The 25,227-nt window shown below is 54.5% G+C and carries 22 protein-coding genes; 7 read left to right on the top strand and 15 right to left on the bottom strand.

Features of this window, described 5'->3' with window-relative positions:
- From AC2FLX_RS16665 to AC2FLX_RS16650, 4 genes are all read left to right on the top strand, one after another.
- On the top strand, positions 1 to 793 hold a 793-nt coding region (locus AC2FLX_RS16665), incomplete at its 5' end, for an FAD binding domain-containing protein (RefSeq protein ID WP_496875478.1).
- A gap of 250 nt (positions 794 to 1,043) precedes the next feature.
- Positions 1,044 to 2,321 (top strand): hypothetical protein, encoded by a 1,278-nt coding sequence (locus tag AC2FLX_RS16660; RefSeq protein WP_496811197.1) that lies wholly within the window; start codon positions 1,044 to 1,046, stop codon positions 2,319 to 2,321.
- Between the two features lie 33 nt (positions 2,322 to 2,354).
- Positions 2,355 to 2,921: a hemerythrin domain-containing protein gene (locus tag AC2FLX_RS16655; protein WP_496811196.1), complete on the top strand. Its 567-nt coding sequence runs from the start codon at positions 2,355 to 2,357 to the stop codon at positions 2,919 to 2,921.
- Positions 2,918 to 3,925 carry a GNAT family N-acetyltransferase gene (locus AC2FLX_RS16650; protein WP_480751978.1) on the top strand — a complete coding sequence of 336 codons (1,008 nt, stop codon included), beginning with the start codon at positions 2,918 to 2,920 and terminating at the stop codon, positions 3,923 to 3,925. Before AC2FLX_RS16655 ends, AC2FLX_RS16650 begins: the two co-directional genes overlap by 4 nt.
- A 93-nt stretch (positions 3,926 to 4,018) precedes the next feature.
- On the opposite strand, the gene AC2FLX_RS16645 is transcribed toward AC2FLX_RS16650, so the two are convergent.
- Genes AC2FLX_RS16645 through had form a run of 8 tightly spaced genes read right to left on the bottom strand, consistent with a single transcriptional unit; the run spans position 4,019 to position 11,910 of the window.
- Positions 4,019 to 4,261, bottom strand: a complete 243-nt coding sequence (locus AC2FLX_RS16645) for a YfhL family 4Fe-4S dicluster ferredoxin (RefSeq protein ID WP_480751976.1) — start codon at positions 4,259 to 4,261, stop codon at positions 4,019 to 4,021.
- 25 nt (positions 4,262 to 4,286) lie between these two features.
- Positions 4,287 to 5,132, bottom strand: coding sequence for a benzoyl-CoA reductase subunit D (gene bcrD / locus AC2FLX_RS16640; protein ID WP_480751975.1), 846 nt, complete (start codon positions 5,130 to 5,132; stop codon positions 4,287 to 4,289).
- A complete protein-coding gene (gene bcrA / locus AC2FLX_RS16635; protein ID WP_480751974.1) occupies positions 5,129 to 6,454 on the bottom strand; it encodes a benzoyl-CoA reductase subunit A in 1,326 nt (441 codons plus the stop codon). Before bcrA ends, bcrD begins: the two co-directional genes overlap by 4 nt.
- Positions 6,451 to 7,758, bottom strand: a complete 1,308-nt coding sequence (gene bcrB, locus AC2FLX_RS16630) for a benzoyl-CoA reductase subunit B (RefSeq protein ID WP_496811195.1) — start codon at positions 7,756 to 7,758, stop codon at positions 6,451 to 6,453. The genes bcrA and bcrB overlap by 4 nt, the downstream gene beginning before the upstream one ends.
- Positions 7,755 to 8,930, bottom strand: coding sequence for a benzoyl-CoA reductase subunit C (gene bcrC / locus AC2FLX_RS16625; RefSeq protein ID WP_480751971.1), 1,176 nt, complete (start codon positions 8,928 to 8,930; stop codon positions 7,755 to 7,757). The genes bcrB and bcrC overlap by 4 nt, the downstream gene beginning before the upstream one ends.
- The gene (locus tag AC2FLX_RS16620; RefSeq protein ID WP_480751970.1) at positions 8,927 to 9,715 is read right to left on the bottom strand and encodes a cyclohexa-1,5-dienecarbonyl-CoA hydratase; all 789 of its coding nucleotides are present in this window, start codon (positions 9,713 to 9,715) and stop codon (positions 8,927 to 8,929) included. Before AC2FLX_RS16620 ends, bcrC begins: the two co-directional genes overlap by 4 nt.
- Positions 9,712 to 10,833, bottom strand: coding sequence for a 6-oxocyclohex-1-ene-1-carbonyl-CoA hydratase (gene oah / locus AC2FLX_RS16615; protein ID WP_480751968.1), 1,122 nt, complete (start codon positions 10,831 to 10,833; stop codon positions 9,712 to 9,714). Before oah ends, AC2FLX_RS16620 begins: the two co-directional genes overlap by 4 nt.
- A 12-nt stretch (positions 10,834 to 10,845) precedes the next feature.
- Entirely contained in the window at positions 10,846 to 11,910 is a 1,065-nt protein-coding gene (had, locus tag AC2FLX_RS16610; RefSeq protein ID WP_496747638.1) for a 6-hydroxycyclohex-1-ene-1-carbonyl-CoA dehydrogenase, read from the bottom strand.
- A 134-nt stretch (positions 11,911 to 12,044) separates the two neighbouring features.
- Between had and AC2FLX_RS16605 the strand changes: the two genes are divergently transcribed.
- Positions 12,045 to 13,787 carry a 2-oxoacid:acceptor oxidoreductase subunit alpha gene (locus AC2FLX_RS16605; protein ID WP_496811194.1) on the top strand — a complete coding sequence of 581 codons (1,743 nt, stop codon included), beginning with the start codon at positions 12,045 to 12,047 and terminating at the stop codon, positions 13,785 to 13,787.
- Positions 13,784 to 14,608, top strand: coding sequence for a 2-oxoacid:ferredoxin oxidoreductase subunit beta (locus tag AC2FLX_RS16600; RefSeq protein ID WP_480751963.1), 825 nt, complete (start codon positions 13,784 to 13,786; stop codon positions 14,606 to 14,608). The genes AC2FLX_RS16605 and AC2FLX_RS16600 overlap by 4 nt, the downstream gene beginning before the upstream one ends.
- A gap of 79 nt (positions 14,609 to 14,687) precedes the next feature.
- Here the strand turns inward: AC2FLX_RS16600 and AC2FLX_RS16595 are convergent, their stop codons facing one another.
- The 5 genes from AC2FLX_RS16595 to cysK form a co-directional block, all read right to left on the bottom strand.
- Positions 14,688 to 16,010 carry a phenylacetate--CoA ligase family protein gene (locus AC2FLX_RS16595; RefSeq protein ID WP_496811193.1) on the bottom strand — a complete coding sequence of 441 codons (1,323 nt, stop codon included), beginning with the start codon at positions 16,008 to 16,010 and terminating at the stop codon, positions 14,688 to 14,690.
- A gap of 44 nt (positions 16,011 to 16,054) precedes the next feature.
- Positions 16,055 to 17,638: a DmsC/YnfH family molybdoenzyme membrane anchor subunit gene (locus AC2FLX_RS16590; RefSeq protein WP_496811192.1), complete on the bottom strand. Its 1,584-nt coding sequence runs from the start codon at positions 17,636 to 17,638 to the stop codon at positions 16,055 to 16,057.
- A complete protein-coding gene (locus AC2FLX_RS16585; RefSeq protein WP_496875477.1) occupies positions 17,635 to 20,388 on the bottom strand; it encodes a molybdopterin-dependent oxidoreductase in 2,754 nt (917 codons plus the stop codon). The genes AC2FLX_RS16590 and AC2FLX_RS16585 overlap by 4 nt, the downstream gene beginning before the upstream one ends.
- Positions 20,389 to 20,400: 12 nt before the next feature.
- Complete coding sequence (locus tag AC2FLX_RS16580; protein WP_496747652.1) at positions 20,401 to 20,808, bottom strand: thioesterase family protein; 408 nt, start codon at positions 20,806 to 20,808, stop codon at positions 20,401 to 20,403.
- A 589-nt stretch (positions 20,809 to 21,397) separates the two neighbouring features.
- Positions 21,398 to 22,384, bottom strand: a complete 987-nt coding sequence (gene cysK, locus AC2FLX_RS16575; protein ID WP_496811314.1) for a cysteine synthase A — start codon at positions 22,382 to 22,384, stop codon at positions 21,398 to 21,400.
- A gap of 230 nt (positions 22,385 to 22,614) precedes the next feature.
- Between cysK and AC2FLX_RS16570 the strand changes: the two genes are divergently transcribed.
- The gene (locus tag AC2FLX_RS16570; RefSeq protein WP_496811313.1) at positions 22,615 to 23,286 is read left to right on the top strand and encodes a GntR family transcriptional regulator; all 672 of its coding nucleotides are present in this window, start codon (positions 22,615 to 22,617) and stop codon (positions 23,284 to 23,286) included.
- A 9-nt stretch (positions 23,287 to 23,295) separates the two neighbouring features.
- Here the strand turns inward: AC2FLX_RS16570 and AC2FLX_RS16565 are convergent, their stop codons facing one another.
- Positions 23,296 to 24,249, bottom strand: coding sequence for a dipeptide ABC transporter ATP-binding protein (locus AC2FLX_RS16565; protein WP_480751955.1), 954 nt, complete (start codon positions 24,247 to 24,249; stop codon positions 23,296 to 23,298).
- Positions 24,249 to 25,223 carry an ABC transporter ATP-binding protein gene (locus AC2FLX_RS16560; protein ID WP_480751953.1) on the bottom strand — a complete coding sequence of 325 codons (975 nt, stop codon included), beginning with the start codon at positions 25,221 to 25,223 and terminating at the stop codon, positions 24,249 to 24,251. Before AC2FLX_RS16560 ends, AC2FLX_RS16565 begins: the two co-directional genes overlap by 1 nt.
- Positions 25,224 to 25,227 lie beyond the last annotated feature (4 nt).

The following is a 25,227-nucleotide window of genomic DNA, read 5'->3' as shown; positions in this document are numbered from 1 at the left end:
TGTTTTGAAAGAGATAGAGGAAACCGACGCGGGTTTGCGCATCGGTGCCGCAGTTACTCTTTCCCGGATTGAGGATTTGCCAGCAATCACTGGAGATTTCTTCGCTGTAGCCAAGGCGGCTCGCTCAATCGCGAGTCCGTCGCACCGACAAGTTGCGACACTAGGTGGAAACCTATGCCTGGATACCCGTTGCGTCTATTACAATCAGAGCCACTGGTGGCGTAAGTCCAATGGGTTCTGCCTGAAATATAGAGGCGATATTTGCCATGTCGCTCCGCAGGGCGACCGGTGTCGGGCTGCATATAGCGGCGATATGGCACCAGCTTTGATGGTTCATGGAGCCTTGATCGAAATCGCAGGACCAGCAGGCCTGAGGAAAATCCCGTTAACCGACTTCTATCATGAGGACGGCGCCGCCCATATCAAGCTTGAGTCTGGCGATATCCTAGTCGCCGTGCATCTGCCGTATTCGCAAGCGGTATCCGATTATGAAAAAGTCAGGGTGCGCGGGTCCATCGACTTCCCCTTGGCGGGTGTGGCCGTCGCCTGTGAAAAAACAGCAGATGGCGCAGCCAGATTCACCGTCGCCGTTACAGGTACCAATTCCAAACCTCTTTTGATCGAAATGCCGGATGAACTGCTGGATGAACCGTCTTCGGAAGCTTTTTGGGTCGGACTGGGAAAAGCCGTGCAGAAGGCTGTCTCACCACAACGTACTACAACCATTGCACCCCATTTTCGCCGTTTGTCGGTCTCAGCTTTGGCGGTTCGGCTTGCCCGAAGACTGATATGAGCAGCGAAGCTCCAGGAACGAATTGGAAGGCGGCGGACGGTTTGCACGTCGATACTCGCGGCTTGCTTCCACCTGATCCGATGATCACTATTATTTGGCACATCTCGCAACCCGGACAAACAGGGCCAATTACGGCCTATTTCGACCGAGACCCCATATTCCTTTTGCCTGAACTTCAGGAGCGCGGGTGGCTCTATGAATATGCAATGCGAAACTCATCAGGTGTCAAACTGGTCTTGAGGGCCAGACCATGACCATGTCGGCTGGATTTCTTGGTGGCGCTCGCGACCGATTGCTACCGGCTTCGATACCATTTCGCTTCTTTATTGCGGCCGCAGGTTTCCAGGTACTGGCCTGGGCCACTCTGTTCTTTGCTTCGGGTGAGGTTCCGGGATTTCAAGGCGGCCTGGGCATGACTCTGGCAGCGATTCATCTGGTCACTCTGGGTGTGCTCACAATGACCGCGATTGGCGCCTGCTATCAGCTTTTGCCTGTCGTAACACGCAAACCGTTGACATGCGACTGGCCGCCACGCCTGAGTTTTTGGCTGATCTTTCCAGGTATTGTCCTATTGACGTATGGAATGGCATCAGCCGATCAGGCTACAATGAAAATTGGTTCAATTCTTGTATGTGCTGGTCTTTCTGTCTTTGCCATTGTGACTACTGACAACTTAAGTCGCGCGCATGGTGTTCCTGTTGTTTCCGCGCATGGCTGGTTGGCGCTGATTTCTCTGGCGATCGTTGTCGTTCTTGGACTTCTGTTAATTTGGGATTATGACGCAGGTTTTCTTGAAGATCATTTCAAAGTGGCAATTGTTCACATGGCACTTGCGAGCTTTGGCTTCATGGGACTTCTCGTGCTGGGCTTCAGTCTCGTGCTGATCCCCATGTTTGTCATGTCCCGTAGTTTGCCAATGCCAATCTGCTGGACCCAGGTCTCGCTTGCGGCTTTCGCCCTTTCGGGGTTTTCTATTGCGTTTATGTTGAACATCCCCGTGCTGACATTGACGGCCTTTGCTCCGGCCTTCACCGCCGTCGGCATTTATCTCTGGCTGATGCGAACGGCACTCAGAACCGGGATGCGGAAAAGACTGGGATTGCCCTTTGTACTGATGCGCACATCCTGGCTTTTTCTGGTCGCGGGATTACTACTGTCCGAAGCTGCTTTCACAGAGATCGATATCCCTAACGCCCCTGCTCTGGCCGGCTTCTTCATTCTTGTCGGGTGGCTACTGACTTTTCTAACCGGTGTGCTTCAACGCATCATGCCATTTCTTGCCTCAATGCATATCGCCGGAAAATCCGGCATGCCGCCTCTGCTTTCAGACCTGACTGCAAATCAGCCCCTAAAAATTCACGCCGCATGCATTATCGCGGCGCTGTTGTCCTGTTCTTCTGGCATTCTTTTGGACGTGGTGTGGATGATTCAAACAGGGGCAATCATCGGAACAATCGGAGCAGCGTCATTTGCTTTGTTCACCATCAATGTGGCGCTAAACCTTTGGCAATTAAAGTACCCTGAGTGAATTAAGGTTCTCCAGAAGCCTAGGAAAATCGTGTTGAATTTTATTCGGTATTTTGGTACGAAATTATATAATTTATCCCCAGCCCACAGGCACAACCAAATGACCTTTTCACGGCGCACTGCACAACTCTTGCATGAGGACCATCAGGCAACAATCGCCGTAATCGAAGCACTGGATCGATTGATTGCCAAGGCGGGGAAAATGGTTCCTGACACAGACAATCCCATGGTTCGAAATACCTTGGCTCAAACCACGGGCGCCCTGGAGGAGGAAGTGAACCAACATTTCGAGTTTGAAGAATCCGAACTGTTCACCCGCCTCGAAGAAATGGGAGACGTTGGCATCGGCAAGCACCTGCGCGAAGAACACCGCGCGCTTGCGCCATTGGGCACATTTGTTGCGGAACAAGCTCGTGATGCATTGGAAAACGGATTTGACTACGAAACCTGGACCAAATTCCGGAACCTAGCGGCTGAGTTGGTAGAGCGCATGTACGCACATATCCAAAAAGAAGAAATGGCATTGGTGCCGGCATTGGAAGACCTACTGGATCAAGAAACAGACATGGAATTGTCCACCGCATATGCCGCGAAACGATGAGGAGCGCATACATGCAAATACAAGGCGCAACAGCGCAACCTAGTGTGCGCCCCCTTTCTCCCGGTGATCTGGAAAAGGTCATTGCAATTGACATGGCCGCATCAGGGTCGCCGCGGCGCGGATATTTCGAAAAGCGGCTTCTGGCCGCAACCGAAAAGCCAGGGGACTATGCCTTTGTTGGCGTGTTTGCTGGCAACAAGCTTGCGGGATTTGCTTTTGCCAAACTCGGCAAAGGTGAATTCGGAAAAAGCGACGTGAGTGCCTCGTTGGATGCTATTGGTGTGGACGGAGATCATGGACTTCAGGGGGTCGGACACAAACTGTTGGGCGAAGTCGAAAGGATTCTTCGTCGCAAAGGCGTAACCGAGTTGAGCAGCCAAGTGGACTGGAACCAATGGCCCTTGCTCAGCTTCTTTGCGCATTCCGGTTTCAAAATGGCCCCGAGTTTGGTTTTGACACGCATCGCAAGGGAAATGCCGCACAAATTGGCAGATGATCCGGCGGAAAACCCGTTGGAACTCGACTACAGTTCACCCGACGGTGATTCCGAAAATGCATTGTCCCGCGACTTAGTTCCGGTTCGCAGCATGACGGCATCCGATTTGCCCAAGATCATTTCCATTGACGCAGAAAGCACCGGCTATTCACGGAGCGAGTACTTCTCCCGAAAGCAAGACGAAAACCTCAATCACAGCGGTATCAGAGTGTCGTTGGTGGCGGAACAAGATGGATTTCTGGTCGGTTTCATCATGGCGCGCGTGGATTATGGCGAATTCGGTCGCACCAGTGCCGAGGCTGTAATGGACACGATCGGTGTTGACGGAGGATTTCGAAGGCAGGGTATCGGACAGTTTCTGATGGCCAAACTAATAGCTAACCTCAAAGCATTGCAGGTAGAAACGGTTCGCACCGAAGTTGGCTGGAACGAGTCTGCACTCATCGGATTTTTCAGCTCCGTCGGTTTCAGACCTTCGCAACGGATCTCCCTCACTAAACCTCTTTAGCGGTCCGCAGAACGGATATCAGTTCTGTGGAACCAAAACCGGAACGCAATCGCGTTCCGGTACTGTGTCGTATATTGATCTGCCAAAATCGGACTAATGCAGAGCTTCGTACTTGGCCTGCAATTCCTCGCGAGATTCTTCCCAATCCGGGTTTTGCACAATGCAATCCTCCGGGCAGACCAGCTTGCATTGCGGTTCATCCTCTTCGCCGACGCATTCGGTGCATTTCATCGGATCGATGGTGTAATAGGGTTCCGCAGCCGAAATTGCTTCGTTGGGGCAAACCGGCTCGCAAGCATCGCAGGCAGTGCAAGGGTCAACAATCATCAGTGCCATGTGTAATTCTCCTCCTGTTTGAGTCTCAGGATGCCCTAAGCATCTGGCCACTATTTAAGAGCTTTTCATACCGGAAAGCCCCCCAAAGCGCTGCTCCAATGGCGCCGGCATAGATCGAGTCAGGATGGTTCACCACCTCGGCGTCGACGCCCTTCATTTTTGCAAGCTGCTCGCGCATCGCCTGACAAAGCCCTTCATCCTGCGCAAGACCACCAGTCATCATGATCAAATCGCTCTTGACACCAATAGACTTCAGCAACCGCGCCAAACGGCTGGCCATCGACAGGTGAATTCCCTTGAGTATGTTTGGCGCAGTAATGCCACGCGACACCATGTTAATCACATCGGTTTCCGCCAGCACTGCGCAGATCGAAGATACTTCTTCGGGATCGTCCGCCTGCATCGACAGATTACCGATCTCGTCTTGGGCAATCCCAAGGTAGCGGGCGATATTCTCCAGAAACTGCCCGGACCCTGACGCGCATTGGCTTGTCATCTTGTAGTTCGTGACCTTACCCGCCGCGTCGGTAATCATGGCCCGACCATGCAGAGCGCCACAATCGAGGATCGCGATGGACTTCGGGTTCAGAAACCGTGCGCCGCGGGCATGTGAGGTCATGGAATAAAAGTGACCAGTATGATAGGGAATTGTCTCTCCCTCTCCAGTAGTTGCAATGTAATCGAGATCGGTTTCCAAAACTCCTGCGTCTTCGAGTGTTTGGACAAATGCCTCGCGGGAAAGCTGAATGGGATCCCGCTGGCGGATCCTGAGCGTGCAGCGCGACAACCATTCTTCCCTACCATCTTCCACCCGAAAGATTGCCGCCTTTACGGCTCCCGTTCCTACGTCAATTCCAGCAGTCAGTGTCATGCTTCCACCCCTTCCGTGCGGCCCTCGGCAGCGCGCCTGGCAAATTCGGCGGCGCCAAGCGCACCAGTGTAAATAGAGTCCGGGTTGATGTTGATTGTCACGTCACCGTAGTTTTCCGCTATCAGCTTTTTCAGCTCGCGCACGGCGGCCTCGTTTTTGGCCACGCCACCAGTGAAGGTCATCTGATCGGACACGCCGCCCGATCGAGACAAAATCGAGACCGCACGCAAGATGATGGCGCGGTGAAGACCGGCAAGAATATCCTCGCGTTTCTCACCCAGCGCCAAGCGGTCACGGAGTTCCGCACCGGCGAAAACGGTGCAGGTTGAATTGATCCGGGCAGGCTTGCCGGATTTCATCGCCAACGGGCCAAGTTCGTGCAGTCCCATGTTCATCTCGTCCGCGATGTATCCAAGGTACCGGCCACACCCCGCCGCACAGCGATCGTTCATCTGGAAGTTTTCGACAATCCCTCTTTCATCAACTTGAATGCCCTTGGTGTCTTGCCCGCCAATATCCAGAACAGTACGGGTTTTGGGGTACATCATGTGCGCGCCCAGCCCATGGCAAAGGATCTCGGAACGGATGTGTTCCTTGGAAAACGGCAAGGTCACGCGACCGTAGCCTGTACCTACCAGATAAATTTCCTCCAATTGAATTCCCAGCGCGTGCTCTGCCTTTTGGCCAAGCTCGCTTGAAAGTCCTGTCTCTTGCTTAGCTACTCTCGCCAATGCGCTCTTGAACTTCTGGTTCAGGTTTCCCGAAGGCGGGCGGTTTTCCACCGCAATAATTGATTTGTCGTAGATATTGAGCAGAACATCATAAGGGATACCCGCGTCGCGCCCGACCTCTTCGGCAACGGCCAGATAACGGGAACCGGCAATGTCGCGAAAGAAATCCGATTTGCGTTCTGCATCCGGTGCATACATGGCCGGTGCTTCCGTGCGAAGGCGCTTGAAGACCTCGGCCAAGGCCGCTTTCACCTCTGTGCCAGTTTTTTCGAAACGCTCTCCCCGTACCAGACGCGTGCATGTTTCTTCCAGATCCCCGAGCTGCTCAAGGAACTGCTCGAGCCGGAACGAACGCTCCAGCGCCGAAAGGAAACTCTCGACCTCATCGTCGAGCTTGTCGGCCCCGCCGAACTCCTGCCGGAACAGAGTAAAACGCGCGTCGATCTTGGCTTCTTCGGTAGCTACCTTGCAGGCCGTTTCGTAATTTGATCGAGAGTTGGTAATACCACGCCCCAAAACGCGCTCTTGGTCGTCCAACAGCACCGCCTTGGTTGTGGTGGAGCCCAGGTCGATTCCCACGAAGGTTTTCATGCCGCCACTCCTTTCCCGGTGCGTTTTTGTTCAACCATCTGGAAGTAGCTTTCGAGGCGGTTCTTCACATTGGCAGCCGAGAAGTACCGTGGGTCGACGAGGTCAGTTTCGATAAAGGCGGCCGGCTTCCCGGTGCGCTTTTCGACCTCACGCATGATCAGTAATTGACCTGCCGAAAAGCTGTTGCAGCTTTTGATCGAGTTGATCAGCAACCCGTCTGCTTCGTATTCGTTGATATAGTTCACCAACATGTCGATGCGCATCGGCAGACTGCGGTTCGTATAGACGCCCAGGCAGTATTCAGCGAGGGACTCCAGTGGGTTGCTGGGATCGTGGCGGAAACCGAAATCATATGTGCCACCGACCTTGGTGTAAGACGATGCCACAACGGTTGCACCTTCTTCGTAAAACATTTTCCAAAATTGTCGGAATGAAGTGTAATTGGGTGGGCCTTCGACAACGAGGCGGTACTTTTCCTCTCCCATGTCGCCATCCGGTGTTACCGGCCCTTTGCCTGCCGCGACACGGGCATCTACTTCCTGACGCAGAAAGCGGTAATACTCGATGGCATCGTCGGTGCCACGAAACGCGCCGAAGATCGGGCCAATGTAGTAGATACCGCCGAAATAGGCATCGATTGGCGAGGGCTTGTTCTTTGCGCTTTGCAGAACATGCACAAGATCGTCTTCGGCTTTGGCCGATTTCCCTAAATACTCTCTCAGCCGGTCGATGTCGAACCTGACGCCTGAAACCTGTTCCAGAGTTGGTATCACATCCTCTTTGAACTGCTTGACCATATAATCGATCATGTTCTTCGTAATCTTGCCGTCCGCCATGTAGGGGGTTTGCAGGAATATGGTCGGGCACTTGTACTGTTCGCGAAGCAGTTCGAACCATTTCAGGAAGGTGAAACACCCGGTGTAGGACAACAGCAAGACGTCCGGGTTTGGCAATTGCTTTCCGTTTGGACCGATATTTCCCTTCATCATCATGCCGATATCAGACTTTACATAGGTACAAACATCCTCGGAATGCCCTGCCCGTTCAGCCTCCATGATATAGCTGCCACTTTGCTTGCGCAGTCCACTTTGGATCGCATTGACCTCCGGCAGATTGTTAACCAAGTCAAAGCACATGAGCAGCTCGTTCAAATTGCCCGGCACGAATGTCGACGCAACCTTTTCACCGGTTTGCGGAGCGTTAGTAAGCCTGTCGTAGTGCTTGGCCATCATCTCCTTCTGCTTGATCATCGAGGCGTCCTTGAGAACGTCCTGGGACGGGGTCTGGGCAACGGGAGGTTTCATGCTGCGCTCCACAATTTGATTGAATCCACAAATGTTCCGGCCTGCTCGCGGATGGGCTGCATCTGGCCGGAATTCTCTGCATACTTGAAAGCGATGTAGGGGATACCGGCGTTTTTCAGCACGTTTTGAAGAATTGGCCGGTCAAGCAGCGCCGGATCGCAGAAGCTCGTGGACGCAAAAATCACGCCCTCCGCACCCGTCTTGTGCACTGCGCGAACAAGGAATTGTCCTTTCTCGGCCTGGTTTGGCTCGTATTTTGCAGCAGTCGATATGGAGCGGTGCAAGAAAGCCTGCGACAGGTTGTGAACCGGATCACCCTTGGTCGGGACATCCCCTGTCAGCCAGCGACTGACCAGCACAAAATCGTCGTCCACTATGTAGCAGCCCGACATTTCAAGGGACTTGATGAGGTTCAGTGGCGGCTGTTCACAGAACATACCGGTCAGGATTACCCGGCTGTTGTCCTTGAGCGGTCGTTCTTCCTTATCGGCAGCGGCAATATAATCGAGTACCAATCGTGTGTGTTCTTCAACCGGCAGGGTCAAGCCTGCACGGATCACAAGATAGGCCTCGAATGCCGGGGCTTTCCACGGCTGCGAAGCCCGCAAAGCATAAAGATCGTCGATGGCCCGTCTGTTTTCATTGTAAACTTCTATCGAGTAGCGAATGTCATCATCAGTGATCTTTCGGCCAGCCATGTCTTCCAGATCATGCAAAAACTCTCGCATCTCGTTGGTATAGAACACGCCTCCGACCGCGTCCTGATAGGTCTGAGGTACGTCGAAGTATTTGGAATAGACATGCGGAAACAGCGTCTTCCACATGCCTGAGAGATTGCGGATCACATCGCAGATCGATGGGAACAACATGCCATCAACAAAATCCAGCCGCCCCGATACACCAAGCTCAATCGTCGAGCGTGGGATGCGGCAGATATAGCTCTGATAGTAGGCATCACCGTGAATGACTTCCAGATTGTCACCACCCCCCATGATACCAAGAGGCAGCATGCCGGCGGCATGAATCAACTCACGCGGGACATAGATAGGCATGTAGCCGATAACCTTGCGGCCCGGTTCCGCATTCTTCCATTCGCGGGCGACCGTGAAATTCAAGTCGTCGTAGAGCGCCTGACAGCGCGCAACGATTTCGGATACGGTTGTTTCCGTCATCTGTTTTCCCACCTTGCTGTGCGTTTTGCCAGAAAGGCTTCGAGCCCTTCGACGGCATCACGCGTTGACATCAATTCATCCAGGTAAAGCGCTTCGACCTCATCCAACCGAGAAAGAACATCGCGGCAAAATCCAGCACGGGCGGCCCGGACAGCCATGCGTAGACTGCTGGTGCTCTTGGGTGTTAGATGCGTTTTCACATAGGCGACCACCGCTGCCTCAGGATCATGGGTAACCACATCGACCAAACCCATTTCTCCAGCTGCCGCACCACTCAACGAACGACCCGAATACAGCAGATCTTCGGCCTTGGCCTGACCAATGCGCCTCGGCAACAGGCAAGAGGCTGCCGGGGCAAACACACCAAGCATCATCTCAGGTTGACCGAGAGTGGCGTCCGGCGCGGCAAAGATCGTATGCCCTGCCATCGCCACCTCCAGCCCGCCCCCCAGGCACTGCCCCCGAACTGCAACGAGGATCGGCACCGGGTACTCCAGCATACGCCGAACCAGCGCGTGCAATGATCTCAACATTTGTGCACAGCTTTCGGGAAGGTGCTCTTCCACGGACGCACCGAAGCTGAAATGTGGGCCTTCGGCCTCGACAAGCACAGCAACCAAGTCACGATTGTCCTGTTGAGCCGCCAAGGCTCTATCCAGTGCCGCGATCATTTTTGCATCGACAATATTGGCCTTGGGGCGGTTCAAACGGACCCGAAGAAGAGAACCGTCCAAGGCGAACATCTCACCGACAACCGCGCTGTTTTCTGCAACAACAGCGCTCATTTGCGCACCCCCGGTATCATGCTGTCGATATAGTCGGGCGTGAATTTGGCGCCATCGGCCAGTTCTCTGCGCAGTTGAACGAAATCCACTTCTCGCCCGACTTCACGATTGCCTTCATTGAATGCGCGAAAACCTAAGTTGGCTTCGGACATCATGTTCAGACCAAGCCAAGCGCGCGCGTTTTCCTTGTTCATATTCCAGGCGTTGAGCTTGGGTTTGCGAAGCTCTTCGACGGACTTGGTGGTACAGCCTGGGAAGGTCAGCAGCAATTTCCCGCAAAGCTCGTCAACCTTTCTATCCAACTCGCCCAGATCCACCTCGCCTTTGCTCATCAACGCCTTGCCTTCAGCCAGCGCTTCACCTGTTTTGGGCTTGCCATGCATAATACGACCCCATTCGTCAGTCACCATCCTGGTTTCCACCAAGGGGTTTGGCACGAACTTGCCATCAACCCTCAAAGCCGGGGCAATATCGGAGAGGATTCCCAGCCTCATTGCCTCATGCGCAGAGAAGCTTTCGCACAGTACGCCCGAATTCATCGCCATCTCGCAACCGATCATCAGAGGCAGAAAGTCAGTCGAACCACCAATCGCGGCGCTACCGTGTTTCGGCCCGGCCTGCCCGAACCGTGCAAGGTCGGAGGCAACCGAGAAATCACATGCCATGCCAATTTCTTGCCCGCCGCCGATACGCATCCCGTTCACGCGACATACTACTGGCTTGTCGCAGCCGAGAATGGCTGACACCATGTCGTTGAACAAACGCATGTATTGCCGATACTCTTCAGGCCGCCCGGCATAGTATTCGGCATATTCCTTAGTGTTTCCTCCGGTGCAGAACGCCTTGTCGCCCGCCGCGGTGAAAACGACCGCATTCACGTCGCGCATGTTGGATGCTGCCCGGAACGCAAGGATCACAGACTTGACCATATCGGTCGTGTACGAGTTGTACTGGGCCGGGTTGTTCAGAATGATCCATGCGTTGTAGAGGCCGTCAGCGACCGTGCCGTCCGGCAGTTTGGCAGGACGCTTCTCAAAGATCACTTTGTCGGTTATTCCCTCGCGCGTGACGTCCGAAACCAAATCGTGCGAAACAAAATCAAACGTGGCATAGTTCATGACTAATCTCCTTTACATCTCGGGCACGAGGATTTGACGCCGGGTGACCTTCCCATCGTGGACGGCTTTGAATACATCGTTGATTTCGCTCAGCGACCGCTGCTCAACAAACGGCATCAACTTGACCTTGCCGCTCATCACGAGTTCCAACGCGCCTGGATACAATTCTGGTGGGCACCCCCAGTTGCCGAGAAGACGAGCATGGAACGCCATCAGGTTCGATAGGCGCACCTCGAGTTTGTCCATGGTGAAACCCACCACGCACATTGTCCCACCATGATTCAGCAAGCTGAATGCCACAGCTTGACCTGCAGCTGTCCCCGAGCATTCCATAATGATCCACTCGGTTGGCCTCAGTGCATTTTTTGCTGCAAATTCCTGGATCGTCTTCTTGAGACTTCGCACATCATATTCGCGGGCGTTCAGGGTCAACTTAGCGCCGTGTTCGCTGACTGCTTCCAGCTTTTCAGTCACGACGTCAATTGCGACCACTGTGGCACCGAGTGCATTGGCCACCTGGACGGCATAGCCGCCGACGCCGCCAACGCCATTCACAATCACAAGGTCGCCTTCGGATACCCCGGCCTGTACCGCTGCCTGATATGGTGTCGTCAAAGCATCAGCAACTACCGAAACATCCGCCAGACCCAGCCCTATGGCACTCAACCTGTCGAGGTCCACCGGACACAACCCCCGAGCGGGAACGACGATGTGGCTAGCAAACCCGCCCTGAATATCATTGCCAGGCATTTTTTGCGCCCTGCAGATAGTGCCCTTGCCTCGGCGGCACAAATCGCACTCGCCGCAAGGAATGACAGCTGGCACGATTACGGTTTCACCAACCCAATGCTCCGCCCCCTCGCCGGCATCGACAACAGTTCCGCTGATCTCGTGCCCCAGGGCCAGAGGCAAATCGTGATTGGTGCGCACCCCATCATAGAAATAACCCAGATCGGTGTGACACACCCCACATCCCGACACTTCGACCAAAACTTCGCCAGCATCTGGTTTTGCGAGATCGAACTGGACTTTCTCCAGCGGTTCTCCCGGCGAAATCATCATCCAGCGAGTTGGCATCCTGATCCTCCTGTACTCGATCCACGCAATTTGTTGACAGCGCTTATGATCTTTAATACTGTAAATTGGTACCTTATTACCAATTTTAGGTCAACCAAGAATATCGCCACTCCGGAACGCAGATAGGACCGATAATGAATGTGCCCTCTGTAAATGCGAGAAACATATCCTTTGCAATTGTCGGCAGCGGAGGTGCCGGCGCCATAACTGCCGGAGCCATCTTGCTGGAAGCTGCCGGCAAGGCAGGCTGGTATGGGTTGTTGAACCGTTCGGTCGGACCGCAAATTCGCGGCGGTGAGGCGGCAGCACTCGTGCGGCTCTCGACCGAACCTGCCGCCTGCATGTCAAAACAGTTCGATATCCTCGTTGCCATCGATTGGAAAAATGCTGATCGTTTCATCAGCGCCATGCCGGTGGCGACCGGTGGATTGGTGATCTGTGATCCTGCGGCCGGAGAACCACCCAAGGCCGTGCGCGAGACAGATTGCACTATCCTGCAGTGCCCAATCGGTGAGCTTGCAAAATCGCTACCCGGCGGGCGTGAGAACATGGTCTCGGTCGGTCTTGTTTCGGAATTGATCGGCCTGCCATTGGATGAAGTGTTGAAAGTCGTTTCATCAAGGCTCGGCAGCAAGGGAGAGATTGCGATTGAAGACGGTGGTGCCTGCATTCAATTGGGGATCGAGAGCGCGAAGCAGTTCGGCCGGAAGCTTTCGCTGGCCAAACCGAGGAATAATACAACTGACCGCTGGCTGATCACAGGAAACGAAGCAGTTGGTCTCGGTGCTCTTCGCGGCGGAATTCGCTTTGCTGCGGCTTACCCGATCACACCAGCGACCGAAGTCTTGGAGTATCTTGCCCCAGCTCTCGCTTCAATTGGAGGCACTCTGGTACAGGCCGAAGACGAACTGGCGTCTATCAACATGATCATCGGGGCCTCTTTCGGTGGTCTTCCGTCGATCACCGCCACTTCTGGACCAGGACTTTCACTGATGATGGAAAGCCTGGGCCTGGCAGCAGCGTCCGAAACTCCGATCGTCGTCGTCGATGTCATGCGGGTCGGACCCTCGACCGGTATTGCCACCAAGTCGGAACAATCAGATCTCAATATTGCCGTCTACGGCTTTCACGGTGACGCGGATCATGTGGTCGTTGCCCCGCTCAGCGTCGCGGATTGCCTCTTTACCTCGCAGTGGGCGGTCCATATTGCAGAAACACTGCAGTCGCCAGTTATAGTGTTGTCGGACCAATCCATCGGGCAGTCACGGGTACTGATCGAAAAACCGGCAGAGGTCAGTTTTTTGACCCGTCGAAAGATATTCTCAGAGACAGAGCGTATCTTCAGACGCTACGCGGTGACCGCTGACGGAGTTTCCCCTATGTCAATCCCGGGTCAATCGGGTGGTCAGTACACAGCTGATGGGTTGACGCATACCGAACGCGGCGCTCCTTCTTCGGCAAGACTCGATCAGCAGCAACAGATGGAGAAGCGCCGAAACAAGATCGAAGGTTTTGACTATGGCGACTTTTGGGGCGTTACCGAGGGTGACAGCAGCGCCACTACTGTAGTCCTGACTTGGGGATCGCTGACCGGCGCGGCGCGCGAAGCTGTCGATGCATTAACCGAAAAAGAGATTCCCGTTCGGCTGGTTGCTCTGCGGCAGATATCGCCCTTTCCGGTCAATGCTCTGGAAAAGGCTCTGCAGGGGGCGAAACGCGTCCTGTTTGTGGAGCAGAGTTTCTCGGGTCAGTTTTATCGTCACGTAAGGGCGCATATTGATCTGAAGTTCGACGCAAAGAAGCTAAACCGCGAGGGGCCGTATACCATCGGCCCCGACGAAATTGTTACCCGGATTCAGGAATGGAATGCACAATGAACGCGCCCTGTTTCAAAGCGAGCGACTACAAATCAGACATCAATCCGATCTGGTGCCCCGGCTGTGGCGATTTTCATGTTCTGATGTCCATCACCAAGGCATTAGCTAAACTCGGGCGACCACCAGAAGAAATCGCCGTCATATCCGGGATCGGCTGTTCTTCGCGGATTCCGGCCTATACCAACTGCTATGGTTTTCACGGGGTTCACGGCCGCTCGCTAGCTGTTGCTGCGGGCCTCAAGGTTGCGCGCCCCGACCTAACCGTGATGGCGATGAGTGGAGACGGCGATGGATTCTCGATTGGCGGCAATCATTTCCTGCATGCGTGCCGTCGCAACGTGGATATGACCTATGTCGTCATGGACAACCGTGTTTACGGCATGACCAAGGGGCAGCCATCGCCGACGACCGAACCTGACTGGGACAGCGCGTTGTCTCCCGGGGGCACCGGCCTGTCACCCTTCCATCCATTGGTAATCGCGCTGGCCTCGGGCGCGAATTTCGTCGCCCGTGAGTTTTCTGGCGACATTAAGGCCTGCACGCAAACCATCGTCGAGGCGATCAACCATCCCGGATTCTCATTTGTCGAAATCCTCAGCCCTTGCGTGACCTTCCGGCCGGATGAGCGGAAATGGAAAAAACAGGTCCATGTTGCCAGCGTCCCCGAAACCGACGACCCGGCCCGTGCAGCCCGGCGCATCATGACTGACGACGGCATGAATACCGGCATTCTTTACCGGGGCAGGCGCAGGCCCTATTTTGCGAGCGCTTCAAACAAGGAACACGACCTTTCCCGGCTAGAGAAGGCTTTCGAGATCTGACTTCCGAGAATGACGGAAAACCGGAATCACATTTTTTGTGGCTCCAGTTTTGTTGTTAACGTAAACCATCGAGTAGTGTTCAGCGCATATCCAGAACTCGTACAGCCTTGCCTTCTGATCTTGGGATTTCTCCCGGCTTCATCACGGTTACGTCGCAACTTACGCCGATGGTCGATTTAATGTGATGCCGGACCTCCGCTGATTTCCGTTCCCTGGATTGTGGGTCTTGCGAAAAAGCGGGTGATACTTCAACTTCAAGTTTCATCGCGTCAAGCGGACCATCCTTGTACAACTTGATCTGATAATGTGGCGCTAGACCATCAAAGCCCAAAAGCACAGCCTCCACCTGTGATGGATAGACGTTTACGCCCCGTATGATCATCATGTCGTCATTTCGGCCATCCACCCGCAAAATTCGTACATGCGTCCGCCCACAAGCACAGGGTTCGTCGCTTAGCCGGGTGATGTCACGGGTACGGTAACGGATCACCGGCATCGCTTCCTTGGTCAAGGTCGTGATCACCAATTCACCGGTTTCTCCCAATGGCAACGGCTCTTCTGTTTCAGGGTCGATAATCTCGAACAGGAAGTGATCCTCCCATCCGTGAAGGCCATTGCGCTCAATATCGCACTCACAGGCGACACCCGGCCCCATGATCTCTGACAGACCGTAGATATCGACCGCCTTGATGCCCAGGCGCATATCCAGTTCCGCGCGCAATTCGTTGGTCCAGGGTTCAGCGCCAAACAATCCGCGTTGAATAGGTAGGGTGGCGACATCGACCCCCATTTTCTCGGCAACTTCAGCAATATTCAGCGCATAGGAAGGTGTCGAACACAGGACGCGCGCGCCAAAGTCTCGGAGCAATGTTACTTGCCGTTCCGTACCGCCACCCGACACCGGTACGACCACACACCCCAACCGTTCAGCGCCATAGTGAGCGCCCAAGCCGCCCGTGAAAAGGCCATAACCATATGCGTTATGCACCAGATCACCCGGACGAATGCCCGCCGCCGCCATTGAACGCGCCATCAAGTCCGACCAACGGTTCAGGTCTCCGGAGGAATATCCCACTACGGTTGGCTGACCCGTGGTACCAGAGGACGCATGAATGCGCGCCATCTTTTCCAAGGGCATGGAAAACAATTTGAACGGGTAGTTGTTCCGCAGATCGGTTTTCACCGTAAATGGAAAATTCCGGATGTCTTTTAGCTTCTTGAGATCTGCGGGTGTGACGCCGGCCTTGTCGAATGTCTCGCGGTAGTGGGGCACAGTAGTAAATGCGCGCTCCAGCGTCCAACGCAGGCGTTCCAATTGCATTTCGGAAATTCTACCACGCGACAATGTCTCTGCCGGTCGGTTGAACATGAAGCCCGGGTCATTTTGGTTTAGTGTCAACATGTTGACGTTCCTCCCTGAACCACGACCTGCTCCGGCCTTCCGGATCAGGCTTTTTGCCAACCCGGTTGGATGCCGGGGCTGCTCTTGCCCGCACCTCGTGCCGGCATCTTGTTGATCGCGTAACCTTGGGTGAATGCCGCCCTAGTAATGAGGGCAAATTTGAAGGCCCAACCGGTTGCGGCTGCGCCGAGACCTGCCAAAGCGAGCACCGGTCCTTGCGCCAAAGGGACAGCAACAGACAAAAGCGCCAGCCCCGCGAACAGAGCCTGCGGAAGGGCAGACAGCCCAGCCCCCACCTCGTCGAGGGCCTTGAACGCTCCGACCGGGGCTCCACTTCTACCAAGTTTGGCCCGATACCGGCGCCAAGCGGCAAAGCGTGTTCCGACCAGCATCAGAAGCGCTATTGCAACGCCGCTGTGAACTTCCGGTGTTGTCTCGAAGGCAAGTAGCAGAACCGTGAAAACTCCGATACCTTCAGCCAACCCGGACGCCAGGATCAGTGGTTCGACGGCAGGGTGACGCCAAGCTGGAATTCCTTTCGCGGCGCGCAGGATGCGGGCCTGGCAATAGAGAAAGAAAAGCCCACTTATGGCCGCCAATACCCCAAGAGCCGGCGAACCCAAGAGCCATGACAGCCCACCAAATCCAAAGAATGGCACCGCTGCCATCGCCTCGCGGGTCATCCAGCTTGTCCGGGCATTAAGAAACACGTTCAAGAACCGCCACGGTCGACCAATCTCGAACCATATGGACAGCAGACCGATCGCAACCATGAGCATTGCGGCAATGATTGCGGGCCAAAGCAGCGATCCAAACAACCCCGCAACCATTGCTGCAGCAAACAGTCCGGTTCCGGCTCCACCGCATATGAAATTTACGGCCGCGCGCCAGTCCCAGTATGTCTGCAACTTCGGAGACACCGAAGCCAGCCCTACTGGTTCTGCCACCATCGACACGTCATCCGGCAAGCAGACCTCGCTGATGTCGCCATCGTACAGGTAGTATATATTGGGGCCGTTCCCGAGGTATTCGTGCATCCGGAAATGCCGATTGGTGCGCAGAAGCATCGAGACATTGCTTTCCGGCTCGTCCAGATCGCCCATTTGCAATGCACCAGAGATACAGGACGCCACACATGCGGGCGTCGCTTCCATATCTACACCAGGAACCAATCCAGCGGCGAGCCCAGCATCAATGCGGTCGACGCAAAACGTGCATTTCTGCGATACACCCAGCCGAGACAGGTCCTCGCGCTTGGTTTCGTGTCGCATCGGTTTTCCACCATAAGCCGAGGTCGGCTTGTCAACACGGAAACGGGCCTGATACGGGCAGGCCACCGCGCAAAACGCACAGCCGATACACAGATCATAGTCAATCGTAACTATGCCATCTTCACGCTTTCGCGTTGCTGTCGATGGACAGGCGTCCAGACAAGACGGGTTTTTGCAGTGCATGCACCCAACTGGCAGAAATGCCCTGTGGACCTCCGGATATTCGCCGGTTTCGAAATCCAGAACCTTGCGCCATTGTACACCCGGCGCGGTTGCGTTTTCGTGCTTGCAAGCCGATGTGCAGGTCTGACAGCCGACACAGCGATTGAGGTCAGCGACTATGGTCCAGGTTGTCATCTTCCCGCCCTCGCGACATCATTCTCCACTTTTTTGACCGCCACCCGAACAAGATCGGCACCCGAACCAGTCGCATCTGTCAGATCCAGCGACATCGGAACCAAGCCGTTCATGCTGGGTGTTTTCAGATCTTTTGCAAAAGGCGTTTTCCAATGATCGAACTGACCTATCATGAGCAGCGTGTCGGGACGAATTCCATTGCGCAGTATTACCGCGCCATTCGTACTGCCCACCGGCGAGTACACTTCGACCCGGTCGCCCTCGGACAGTCCCAATCTTGCGGCTGCCTGCGGGTTCATGACCACACCGCCGTGGCCCGCTACATTGGATGCGACCTCGTGGATCATCTGGATGCCGACATTTCCGCCCCAGGAATACTGCATTGACCGCGTCGAAAGCAGCCAGAACGGATAATCACCGATTTTGACACTGTATTGCGCCTCGATCGCCCGCTCCCATATGTTCTGGAGGTCTTGGAAATGAGGCAACGCTTCGTATTCTTTCAGTTGCCGGTCCCACCAGGTAATGCCCATTTCGTGCAATCTGGTGCTCAGTTCTTGTCCAATGCGTAACAAGCGCTCCTGATAGGGCAGTTCGAACCTCAGGCCCTTCTCCACCATCGCAGGATAAAGGTACCAGCGCTCCTTGGCGAAAGGTACGGTGCGGAAACCATGCTTGCGATAGTAGTCCAAGCCTTGACTTTCAGCCCCGTCCGTAAGCTCTGCACTGGCAGCGCGACAGGCCTTGTCCCAAATGTCCTCAACAGAATGTTCGTCAGTGGAATCCAGCGAAAAGTCATAGTTCTGACCGAACAACCGAACCCCGGCGGCGCCCTTGTTGATGGCACTGTTGTATTCTTCAAGCAGTCCCGTGCCTTTTGCCAGTTGAGTTGCAATCCACGTAAAATCCCGCGCCTCTCCCATTGGTTTCGATGCCGGACTGCGAAGCGCAAAGCCCTGATGCTCCCAAAACTGCTCAACGTATTTCGAGCCCCCGATCCGTATCAACTGCAATCCTTCAAGGTCGGTGCATTCCGGCAATAACACATCGGCCATGTGGTTGGTTTCGTCATTTGTGTAAGCAAAACAGACGGTAAACGGGAATTTCGCGATCACATCGCCGATAGCGGCGGTGTCCCAAAAGGAAATGACCGGGTTGGTCCGATAAACAAACCACACATCCGGGAGTGTTGGCGTCGGTAGATGCTCGAATCCCTGCATTTGCGCCATCCATGCCAAATGCGTCGGCCCGAGCGCCTGTGACCATGGAGAATTCGCGGCCAGCGGAATAAGCGTACTGTGCGCATGGCGTGATCCTGAGTTTTCAAGGAACTCACCTTTGCGGGTCGGATTCATCGGGTAATTCATGAACCCGTCCGGACCGGGAACGACGCTGGACCATCTGTTGTCCGCCGGGCGGTTCAACCGAACCGTGGTTCCCAAGGTGCCGCCAGGCACTTCCAGACCACCAATCAGAACTGCCATCAACGTACGGGCCCAGGCGCATTCATATCCGCCCCATCCGTTGCTAACGGTTTTGCCTAACGAGATCGCAACAGGCCGGAACGGCATCATTCGCCCATCGATCTCGATCGTTTCACCTACATGGGCGTGCGCAAGATAATCCAACGCTGTTTTGCGGATCGTCGCAGCTGACACATCGCAAATTTCAGCTGCCCATTCTGGGCTGTAGGGTTTGATATGATCGGCGAGATGGGAAAAGGCAGTCTTGCAGGTCACATCGTCATGCAACCACTTTTTGTCATCCGGTCCGATTTCCAGGCCGGAGATCACAAATTCTCCGTCCAACGCCGGATCAGTATCCTGAGTATCAAACACAACTGCGCGCTTCGATCTGACATCCCAAATTAGGGGCTTTTGAGTTTCTGGGTCTCGGAGATAAAATCCGTTTGGCGCCACCAGATAGGGTGAGGAGGTGCGTTCTTTCAGGAAAGGTACATCCAACTGATGCCGCTCAACCTCGTGTAGTAACACGTGCAGTAGCGCGAACATAAAGGCCGGATCCGTTTTTGGGCGAATTGGCAACCATTCTGCGGAGCAAGCGCCAGTAACTGAAAGATGCGGTTCGACCTGAACTCGTTTGACGCCGCGGTCCCGGGCATCCGCATGACGGCGGACGCCGCAGACCCCGCCTGAGGCCTCGACATTGGCACCAAAAGAAATGATCATCTCGACCAACGGCGTATCCGGGGACACTGTGAACGCCCTGTGCCAGAACTCACCGTACAAGTGCTCAGAATGATAACATTTGACGCCTTGTCCACTGCCAAAGCTCATGTCGATGGGTCCCCACGCCTTTAGAAATGCCGGGAAGGTGCCCATGTAGACAGTGGAGGTTCCGCCTCCGCCAAAACTGGCTGCCACTCGGGGGAAACCGCTTTCATCCTTGAGGCCCTTTTCCCGGGCTTCGTTAAGCTTGCCGCAGATCAGTTTCAGCGCCTCTTCCCAAGTAGCCGGCAGAAAACCTGGGTCTTGATCCCTGCCCTTTCTAGGATTGGTGCGGATCATCGGGGTCCGAATTCGATTGGGGTTGTTGGTCTTCTGGATCAATCCAAAGGCCTTTACGCAGACCTTGCCTTGGGCAGGGTGTACCAAAGCCGCCTCTCCGTTCGGCCGAACTTGGACTGGTACGCCGTCCATGACGTCAACTTTCATCAGGTCTGGCCCGGCAACACACTGATAGCAATAAGATGGAACGCTTTCGGTCACCGATCTCGATGAAATACTCATGGCTCGAATTCCTCAACTCTCCGTAAGAGCGGCAGTTTTCCGGCGGAGCTTTTCCCGGGTCATGTTTACGTCTACGATGAAGCGTTCATGGCGGCCTTTACATATGCTGTCGATTGAGTCCGCCGCGCTGATGTCAAAGACAACTCTTCGCCCATCAATTTCGGTGACGGTGACGGTGATCGTCGCCTCCATACCCAGCAACGTGGGTGAGGTATGAGCAATCGAGACAACGGTACCGACGGAATCTTGCCCCGCAGGCACATGCTCGACGATCAGATCCCGACAGATATCCTCGATATCGCGCACCAGAGAGGGTGTCGCATAGACTCGACAGTCTTCTCCCATGAAGTCTACGGTTCGGGCTTGATCCACTTTTATTGACCTGCGGGTTGATGTCCCGATGTTGAGATCCTGCGACATTGGAATGGCACCTCCTGTTATAATTGTATTTTGGTACCAGCTTACCTATTTTTAAATCAAACTCCAATAGTATTTGTCGGCACCCATACGAAACACCCTGGTCACGTAACTCATAGGGAAGTTCACCGTGCAAATTCAATGCGGTATCCCGAACCAGAATCTGAAACCAGCGACCGTGCCGCTCATCTATGTGGTATAATGATGATCACCTTGGAGCAGGCGTTCGACCGTCAAGGACCCTAAAGTTCCTATCCTGCTCGAAGAGAGGGCGGAGGGTATTGCCGCAGTCGGCTCAGGACAGTTTAGCGGAAGTTCCGCAAGTGTTTGGATCCGGTAACAACCAACTACACCGCCAAAATGACACCACAATAAGTGAAGAAAATGGAAGGGCCTCGGATGATCGTTTAAATCGCGGAGAAATGCCCCTGCAAACTACCACATTCTGGTTGAGAGCAGGCCCAATCCGCAAAGCAGATGCATGCTGACCCCATTTAGCTCGCTTACGATGACCTTTGCGGGTGCGTGGTACTCAGTTCGGCGCAGAGTGGAATAGAAAAGGGGGGGCCAAGGCCGGTCAAAGTTTTCGAGATTAGTCGTCTCCCAAACCTTCAAACAAGGCCGTTGATATATAGCGCTCCGACGCGCTTGGGAGCACGGTGACCAAAGTTTTACCCACCATGTCATCCCTTGTTGCAACTCGCAGAGCACAAGCTAGAGCAGCTCCCGACGATATACCTGCCGGAATTCCTTCAAGCCGGGCAGCACGTCGGGCGGTATTCATTGCATCGTCATTGCTGGCCAAAAGGACTTCATCGATCAATGCCATATCGAGAATATCGGGTACGAATCCTGCTCCGATACCCTGAATCATGTGAGGTGAGTGTGTTCCTCCTGACAAAACCTGGCTGAGCTCGGGCTCGACCGCCATGATCCTTATTTCAGGTTTGCGTTCTTTGAGGACTTGTCCGACGCCAGTCAACGTGCCGCCAGTTCCGACGCCCATGACTACCACGTCCACTTTACCACCAGTATCCGCCCAAATCTCTTCAGCGGTTGTGCGGCGATGTATGGCTGGATTGGCTGGATTGCCGAATTGCCATGGCATGACTGCGCCTTCGGTTTCGGCAATGATCTCATTGGCCTTCTCTATAGCGCCGTTGATCCCTTTTTCACGAGGGGTCAACACCAGTTCCGCGCCGAAGAACTTCATGAGCTTACGACGCTCGATCGAAAAACTGTCGGGCATTATCAGGATGCAACGATACCCTTTTGCGGCGCAAGCAAAGGCGAGCCCGATACCGGTGTTACCCGATGTTGGCTCAACAATAACACTACCGGGCCTTATGGTGCCGTCTTGTTCCATCTCCTCAAGCATAGCGACAGCGATGCGGTCTTTGACGCTGGAAATCGGATTGAAACATTCCAACTTGACCAACACATTGGCTCGACAGCCGGCTTCCTCGGCCAAACGGCCGAGTCGCACCAAAGGTGTGTTGCCGATCGTTTCAAGAATCGAATCGTAAATACGACCACGACCAGGTTTGTCGAGTTTGATGGTGGCGGGTTTAGCATCCATTTCTTGTCTCCTCGCAATGCGCCGGTCGAGTTTCCCAACGACCATAAACAGATCGCACCATGAGTCTAGCAAGGACGTTAACTTAAGATGCCGCGTCTCTGAGGCGGCACCGGCACACAAAATTTGCCGAAAGTATTGCGAAAATATTATATGCATCTTGAAGCAGCTTCCTGTAGCTGCTTCCGAAACGTGCATCGGGCGACAAACCGTAGGTCCTGAAGAAATGAACAATGGCAAAGATTCCAGCGATTGACATCGGCAAGACTGCATCAACGGCGACAATCGTGTGCAATGCCATACGCAAAGCGATCATTGAAGGCGCCTTGAAAGATGGCGAGCCGTTGCGGCAGGATGAAATTGCCAAGTTGTTCAACACCAGCCGTATACCAGTGCGCGAGGCGTTGACCATGCTGGAACAACAAGGTCTGGTCAAAACCGAACGTTATCGTGGCGCGGTCGTGGCAGGAATGTCGCTGGATGAGGCAGGCGAGATTTTCGACTTTCGAGCATTGCTGGAACCCGAAATCATTCGCAAAGCCGTTCCAAACATGTCAGAAAATATCTTGGAAGAAGCACAGTCTTTTCTAACCCTTTCAAACCAGACAACAGATGCGATGGAATATGGTGACCTAAACAGGCGCTTTCACGCGACTTTATATGAACCGAGCGGCCTGCCCTACCACTTGAGCGTTATCAGTAACTCGATGGACAGAATCGATCGTTTTCTCAGGGCGCAGATGGTACTTAGCGATGGGTTTTCGAGAGCGGCGCGCGAACATCAGGCAATCCTGGATGCCTGTCAACGTGGCGACTCGAAGGCGGCGGGTGAGTTGACGGCCGCGCATATACTCGGCGCCAAGCATTCTCTGGCTCAGCAGCTCAGGAACTTCACCAAAAGCTGACCATTGCTTTTACAATGGATGGAAACAGGCCACTTGATGCGCATTGCCCTCCATCTGCGGTGCTTGGGCGCGGCACTCATCAGTCGCCTTCCAACAGCGCGGTGCAAATGCACAACCGGGAGGAACATTCATTGGGGACGGCAATTCACCCTCCAACTTGATCCGGTCTTTCTTTGCCTCCGGATCCGCACGCGGGGTGGTTGAAAGAAGCGCCTTGGAATAAGGATGCCTGGGTGCGGCAAACAGATTCTCTTTGCTGGCTTTCTCGACGGCACGGCCCAAATACATGACGATCACATCGTCGGCGAAATGTTTTACCACCGACAGATCATGCGAGATGAACAGATAAGCCAAATTAAGTCGTTCTTGCAATTCCACCAGAAGGTTTAGGATTTGGCTCTGAATCGATACATCCAAAGCCGAGACAGGTTCATCCAGTACCAGAATGCGTGGATCCAGCATCAATGCGCGAGCAATGGCGATGCGCTGTCGCTGCCCACCGGAAAACATATGCGGAAAGCGGTCGAAATGTTCTGGGCGCAGCCCGACCAGATCCATCATCTCCCGTGCCTTCGCCTCTCGATCCCGAGCGGAAATGTCGGGGCGATTGATAACCAGCGGCTCCATCAGGATAGTTCCGATTCTCTGGCGCGGGTTGAGCGAACCGTAGGGGTTCTGAAACACTATCTGAACGGTTTCGCGCAACCCTGACCAAACGGCAGGGGTCACTTCCTTCCCGTCGATAGCCAGGCGGCCCGAGGAAGGCTCCTCGATCATGGTGACAAGTCGAGCCAGAGTGGACTTTCCGCAACCGGATTCACCCACAACAGCCAGTGTCTTACCTGCCTCGAGTTCGAAATCAACTCCGGCCAGTGCCCGGACTATCTTGGCCTTCGCGAAAAAGCCCTCCTTGACTTCATAGAACCGTGCAAGCCCTTCTGCTTTGACGATTGGCGCGGTCATCAGGCTGTCTCCTTCTGGCCAGTTAGAGCATAGTGACACAGGGCTTGACCGAATTCAGCTCGATCTGGGCTAGGCGGTACAGTGTTGCATTTTTCGTCGGCATAGCGGCAGCGGGGTGCAAAAAGACATCCCTTTGGCCGGTCAAACTGACCGGGCACCACGCCGGGGATCGAGGGCAAGAGCTTTGAAGTTGCCCGCTCTGGAAGCGCTGCCAGAAGCGCCGCAGTATAGGGGTGATATGGGTGGCGAAACAGGTCGCGGACTGGCTGCTCCTCAACCTTCTGCCCAGCATATTGAACCTGCACCCTCTCCGCCGTTTCGGCAACTACACCCATGTCATGAGTGATCAGAACCAACCCCATGCCTGTCTCCTCCCGAAGCGACACCAGAAGGTCAAGTATTTGCGCTTGAATTGTTACATCAAGCGCAGTTGTCGGCTCGTCTGCAATCAGCAGCTTGGGGCGACAGGCGATCGCCATGGCGATCATCACGCGTTGGTTCATGCCGCCCGACATCTGATGCGGAAACACGTTCAGCCGACTTTCAGGTGCCGGAATTCCAACCTGGTCGAACAACTCGATCGCGCGTTGCTTGCAGGCCTTGCGGTCCAGACCCAAATGAATTCGCAATGCCTCTTTGATCTGGAAACCCACGGTAAAGCAGGGGTTCAGTGATGACATCGGCTCCTGAAAAATCATAGCCAGATCTTTACCGATAATCTTGCGACGGTTTCGGGCAGAAAGCCCGCGCAAATCAAGACCTTCAAAAGACATTTCGTCGGCGGTGATCGTTGCGGTCCAGGGCAGAAGCCCCATCAGAGCAAGCATCGAAACCGATTTGCCCGAACCGCTTTCGCCGACGATAGCCAGAATTTCTCCCTTGTCGAGCGTCAGGTCAACACCGTCCACCGCCCGGAACTGGCCCGAAGAAGTGGCAAAATCGACGGATAGATTGCGGATGCGCAACAGGCTCATGTCA

The organism is Ruegeria sp. YKSF57, from assembly GCF_059612585.1.
The sequence above is the reverse complement of the archived record's forward strand: the minus strand, read 5'-3'. Positions and strand labels throughout refer to the sequence as shown.

Coding starts and splice junctions, on each gene's coding strand:
- AC2FLX_RS16660 (WP_496811197.1), top strand. CDS start 1,044: ATGACCATGTCGGCTGGATTTCTTGGTGGCGCTCGCGACCGATTGCTA.
- AC2FLX_RS16650 (WP_480751978.1), top strand. CDS start 2,918: ATGAGGAGCGCATACATGCAAATACAAGGCGCAACAGCGCAACCTAGT.
- AC2FLX_RS16645 (WP_480751976.1), bottom strand. CDS start 4,261: ATGGCACTGATGATTGTTGACCCTTGCACTGCCTGCGATGCTTGCGAG.
- bcrD (WP_480751975.1), bottom strand. CDS start 5,132: ATGACACTGACTGCTGGAATTGACGTAGGAACGGGAGCCGTAAAGGCG.
- bcrA (WP_480751974.1), bottom strand. CDS start 6,454: ATGAAAACCTTCGTGGGAATCGACCTGGGCTCCACCACAACCAAGGCG.
- bcrB (WP_496811195.1), bottom strand. CDS start 7,758: ATGAAACCTCCCGTTGCCCAGACCCCGTCCCAGGACGTTCTCAAGGAC.
- bcrC (WP_480751971.1), bottom strand. CDS start 8,930: ATGACGGAAACAACCGTATCCGAAATCGTTGCGCGCTGTCAGGCGCTC.
- AC2FLX_RS16620 (WP_480751970.1), bottom strand. CDS start 9,715: ATGAGCGCTGTTGTTGCAGAAAACAGCGCGGTTGTCGGTGAGATGTTC.
- oah (WP_480751968.1), bottom strand. CDS start 10,833: ATGAACTATGCCACGTTTGATTTTGTTTCGCACGATTTGGTTTCGGAC.
- had (WP_496747638.1), bottom strand. CDS start 11,910: ATGCCAACTCGCTGGATGATGATTTCGCCGGGAGAACCGCTGGAGAAA.
- AC2FLX_RS16605 (WP_496811194.1), top strand. CDS start 12,045: ATGAATGTGCCCTCTGTAAATGCGAGAAACATATCCTTTGCAATTGTC.
- AC2FLX_RS16600 (WP_480751963.1), top strand. CDS start 13,784: ATGAACGCGCCCTGTTTCAAAGCGAGCGACTACAAATCAGACATCAAT.
- AC2FLX_RS16595 (WP_496811193.1), bottom strand. CDS start 16,010: ATGTTGACACTAAACCAAAATGACCCGGGCTTCATGTTCAACCGACCG.
- AC2FLX_RS16590 (WP_496811192.1), bottom strand. CDS start 17,638: ATGACAACCTGGACCATAGTCGCTGACCTCAATCGCTGTGTCGGCTGT.
- AC2FLX_RS16585 (WP_496875477.1), bottom strand. CDS start 20,388: ATGAGTATTTCATCGAGATCGGTGACCGAAAGCGTTCCATCTTATTGC.
- AC2FLX_RS16580 (WP_496747652.1), bottom strand. CDS start 20,808: ATGTCGCAGGATCTCAACATCGGGACATCAACCCGCAGGTCAATAAAA.
- cysK (WP_496811314.1), bottom strand. CDS start 22,384: ATGGATGCTAAACCCGCCACCATCAAACTCGACAAACCTGGTCGTGGT.
- AC2FLX_RS16570 (WP_496811313.1), top strand. CDS start 22,615: ATGGCAAAGATTCCAGCGATTGACATCGGCAAGACTGCATCAACGGCG.
- AC2FLX_RS16565 (WP_480751955.1), bottom strand. CDS start 24,249: ATGACCGCGCCAATCGTCAAAGCAGAAGGGCTTGCACGGTTCTATGAA.
- AC2FLX_RS16560 (WP_480751953.1), bottom strand. CDS start 25,223: ATGAGCCTGTTGCGCATCCGCAATCTATCCGTCGATTTTGCCACTTCT.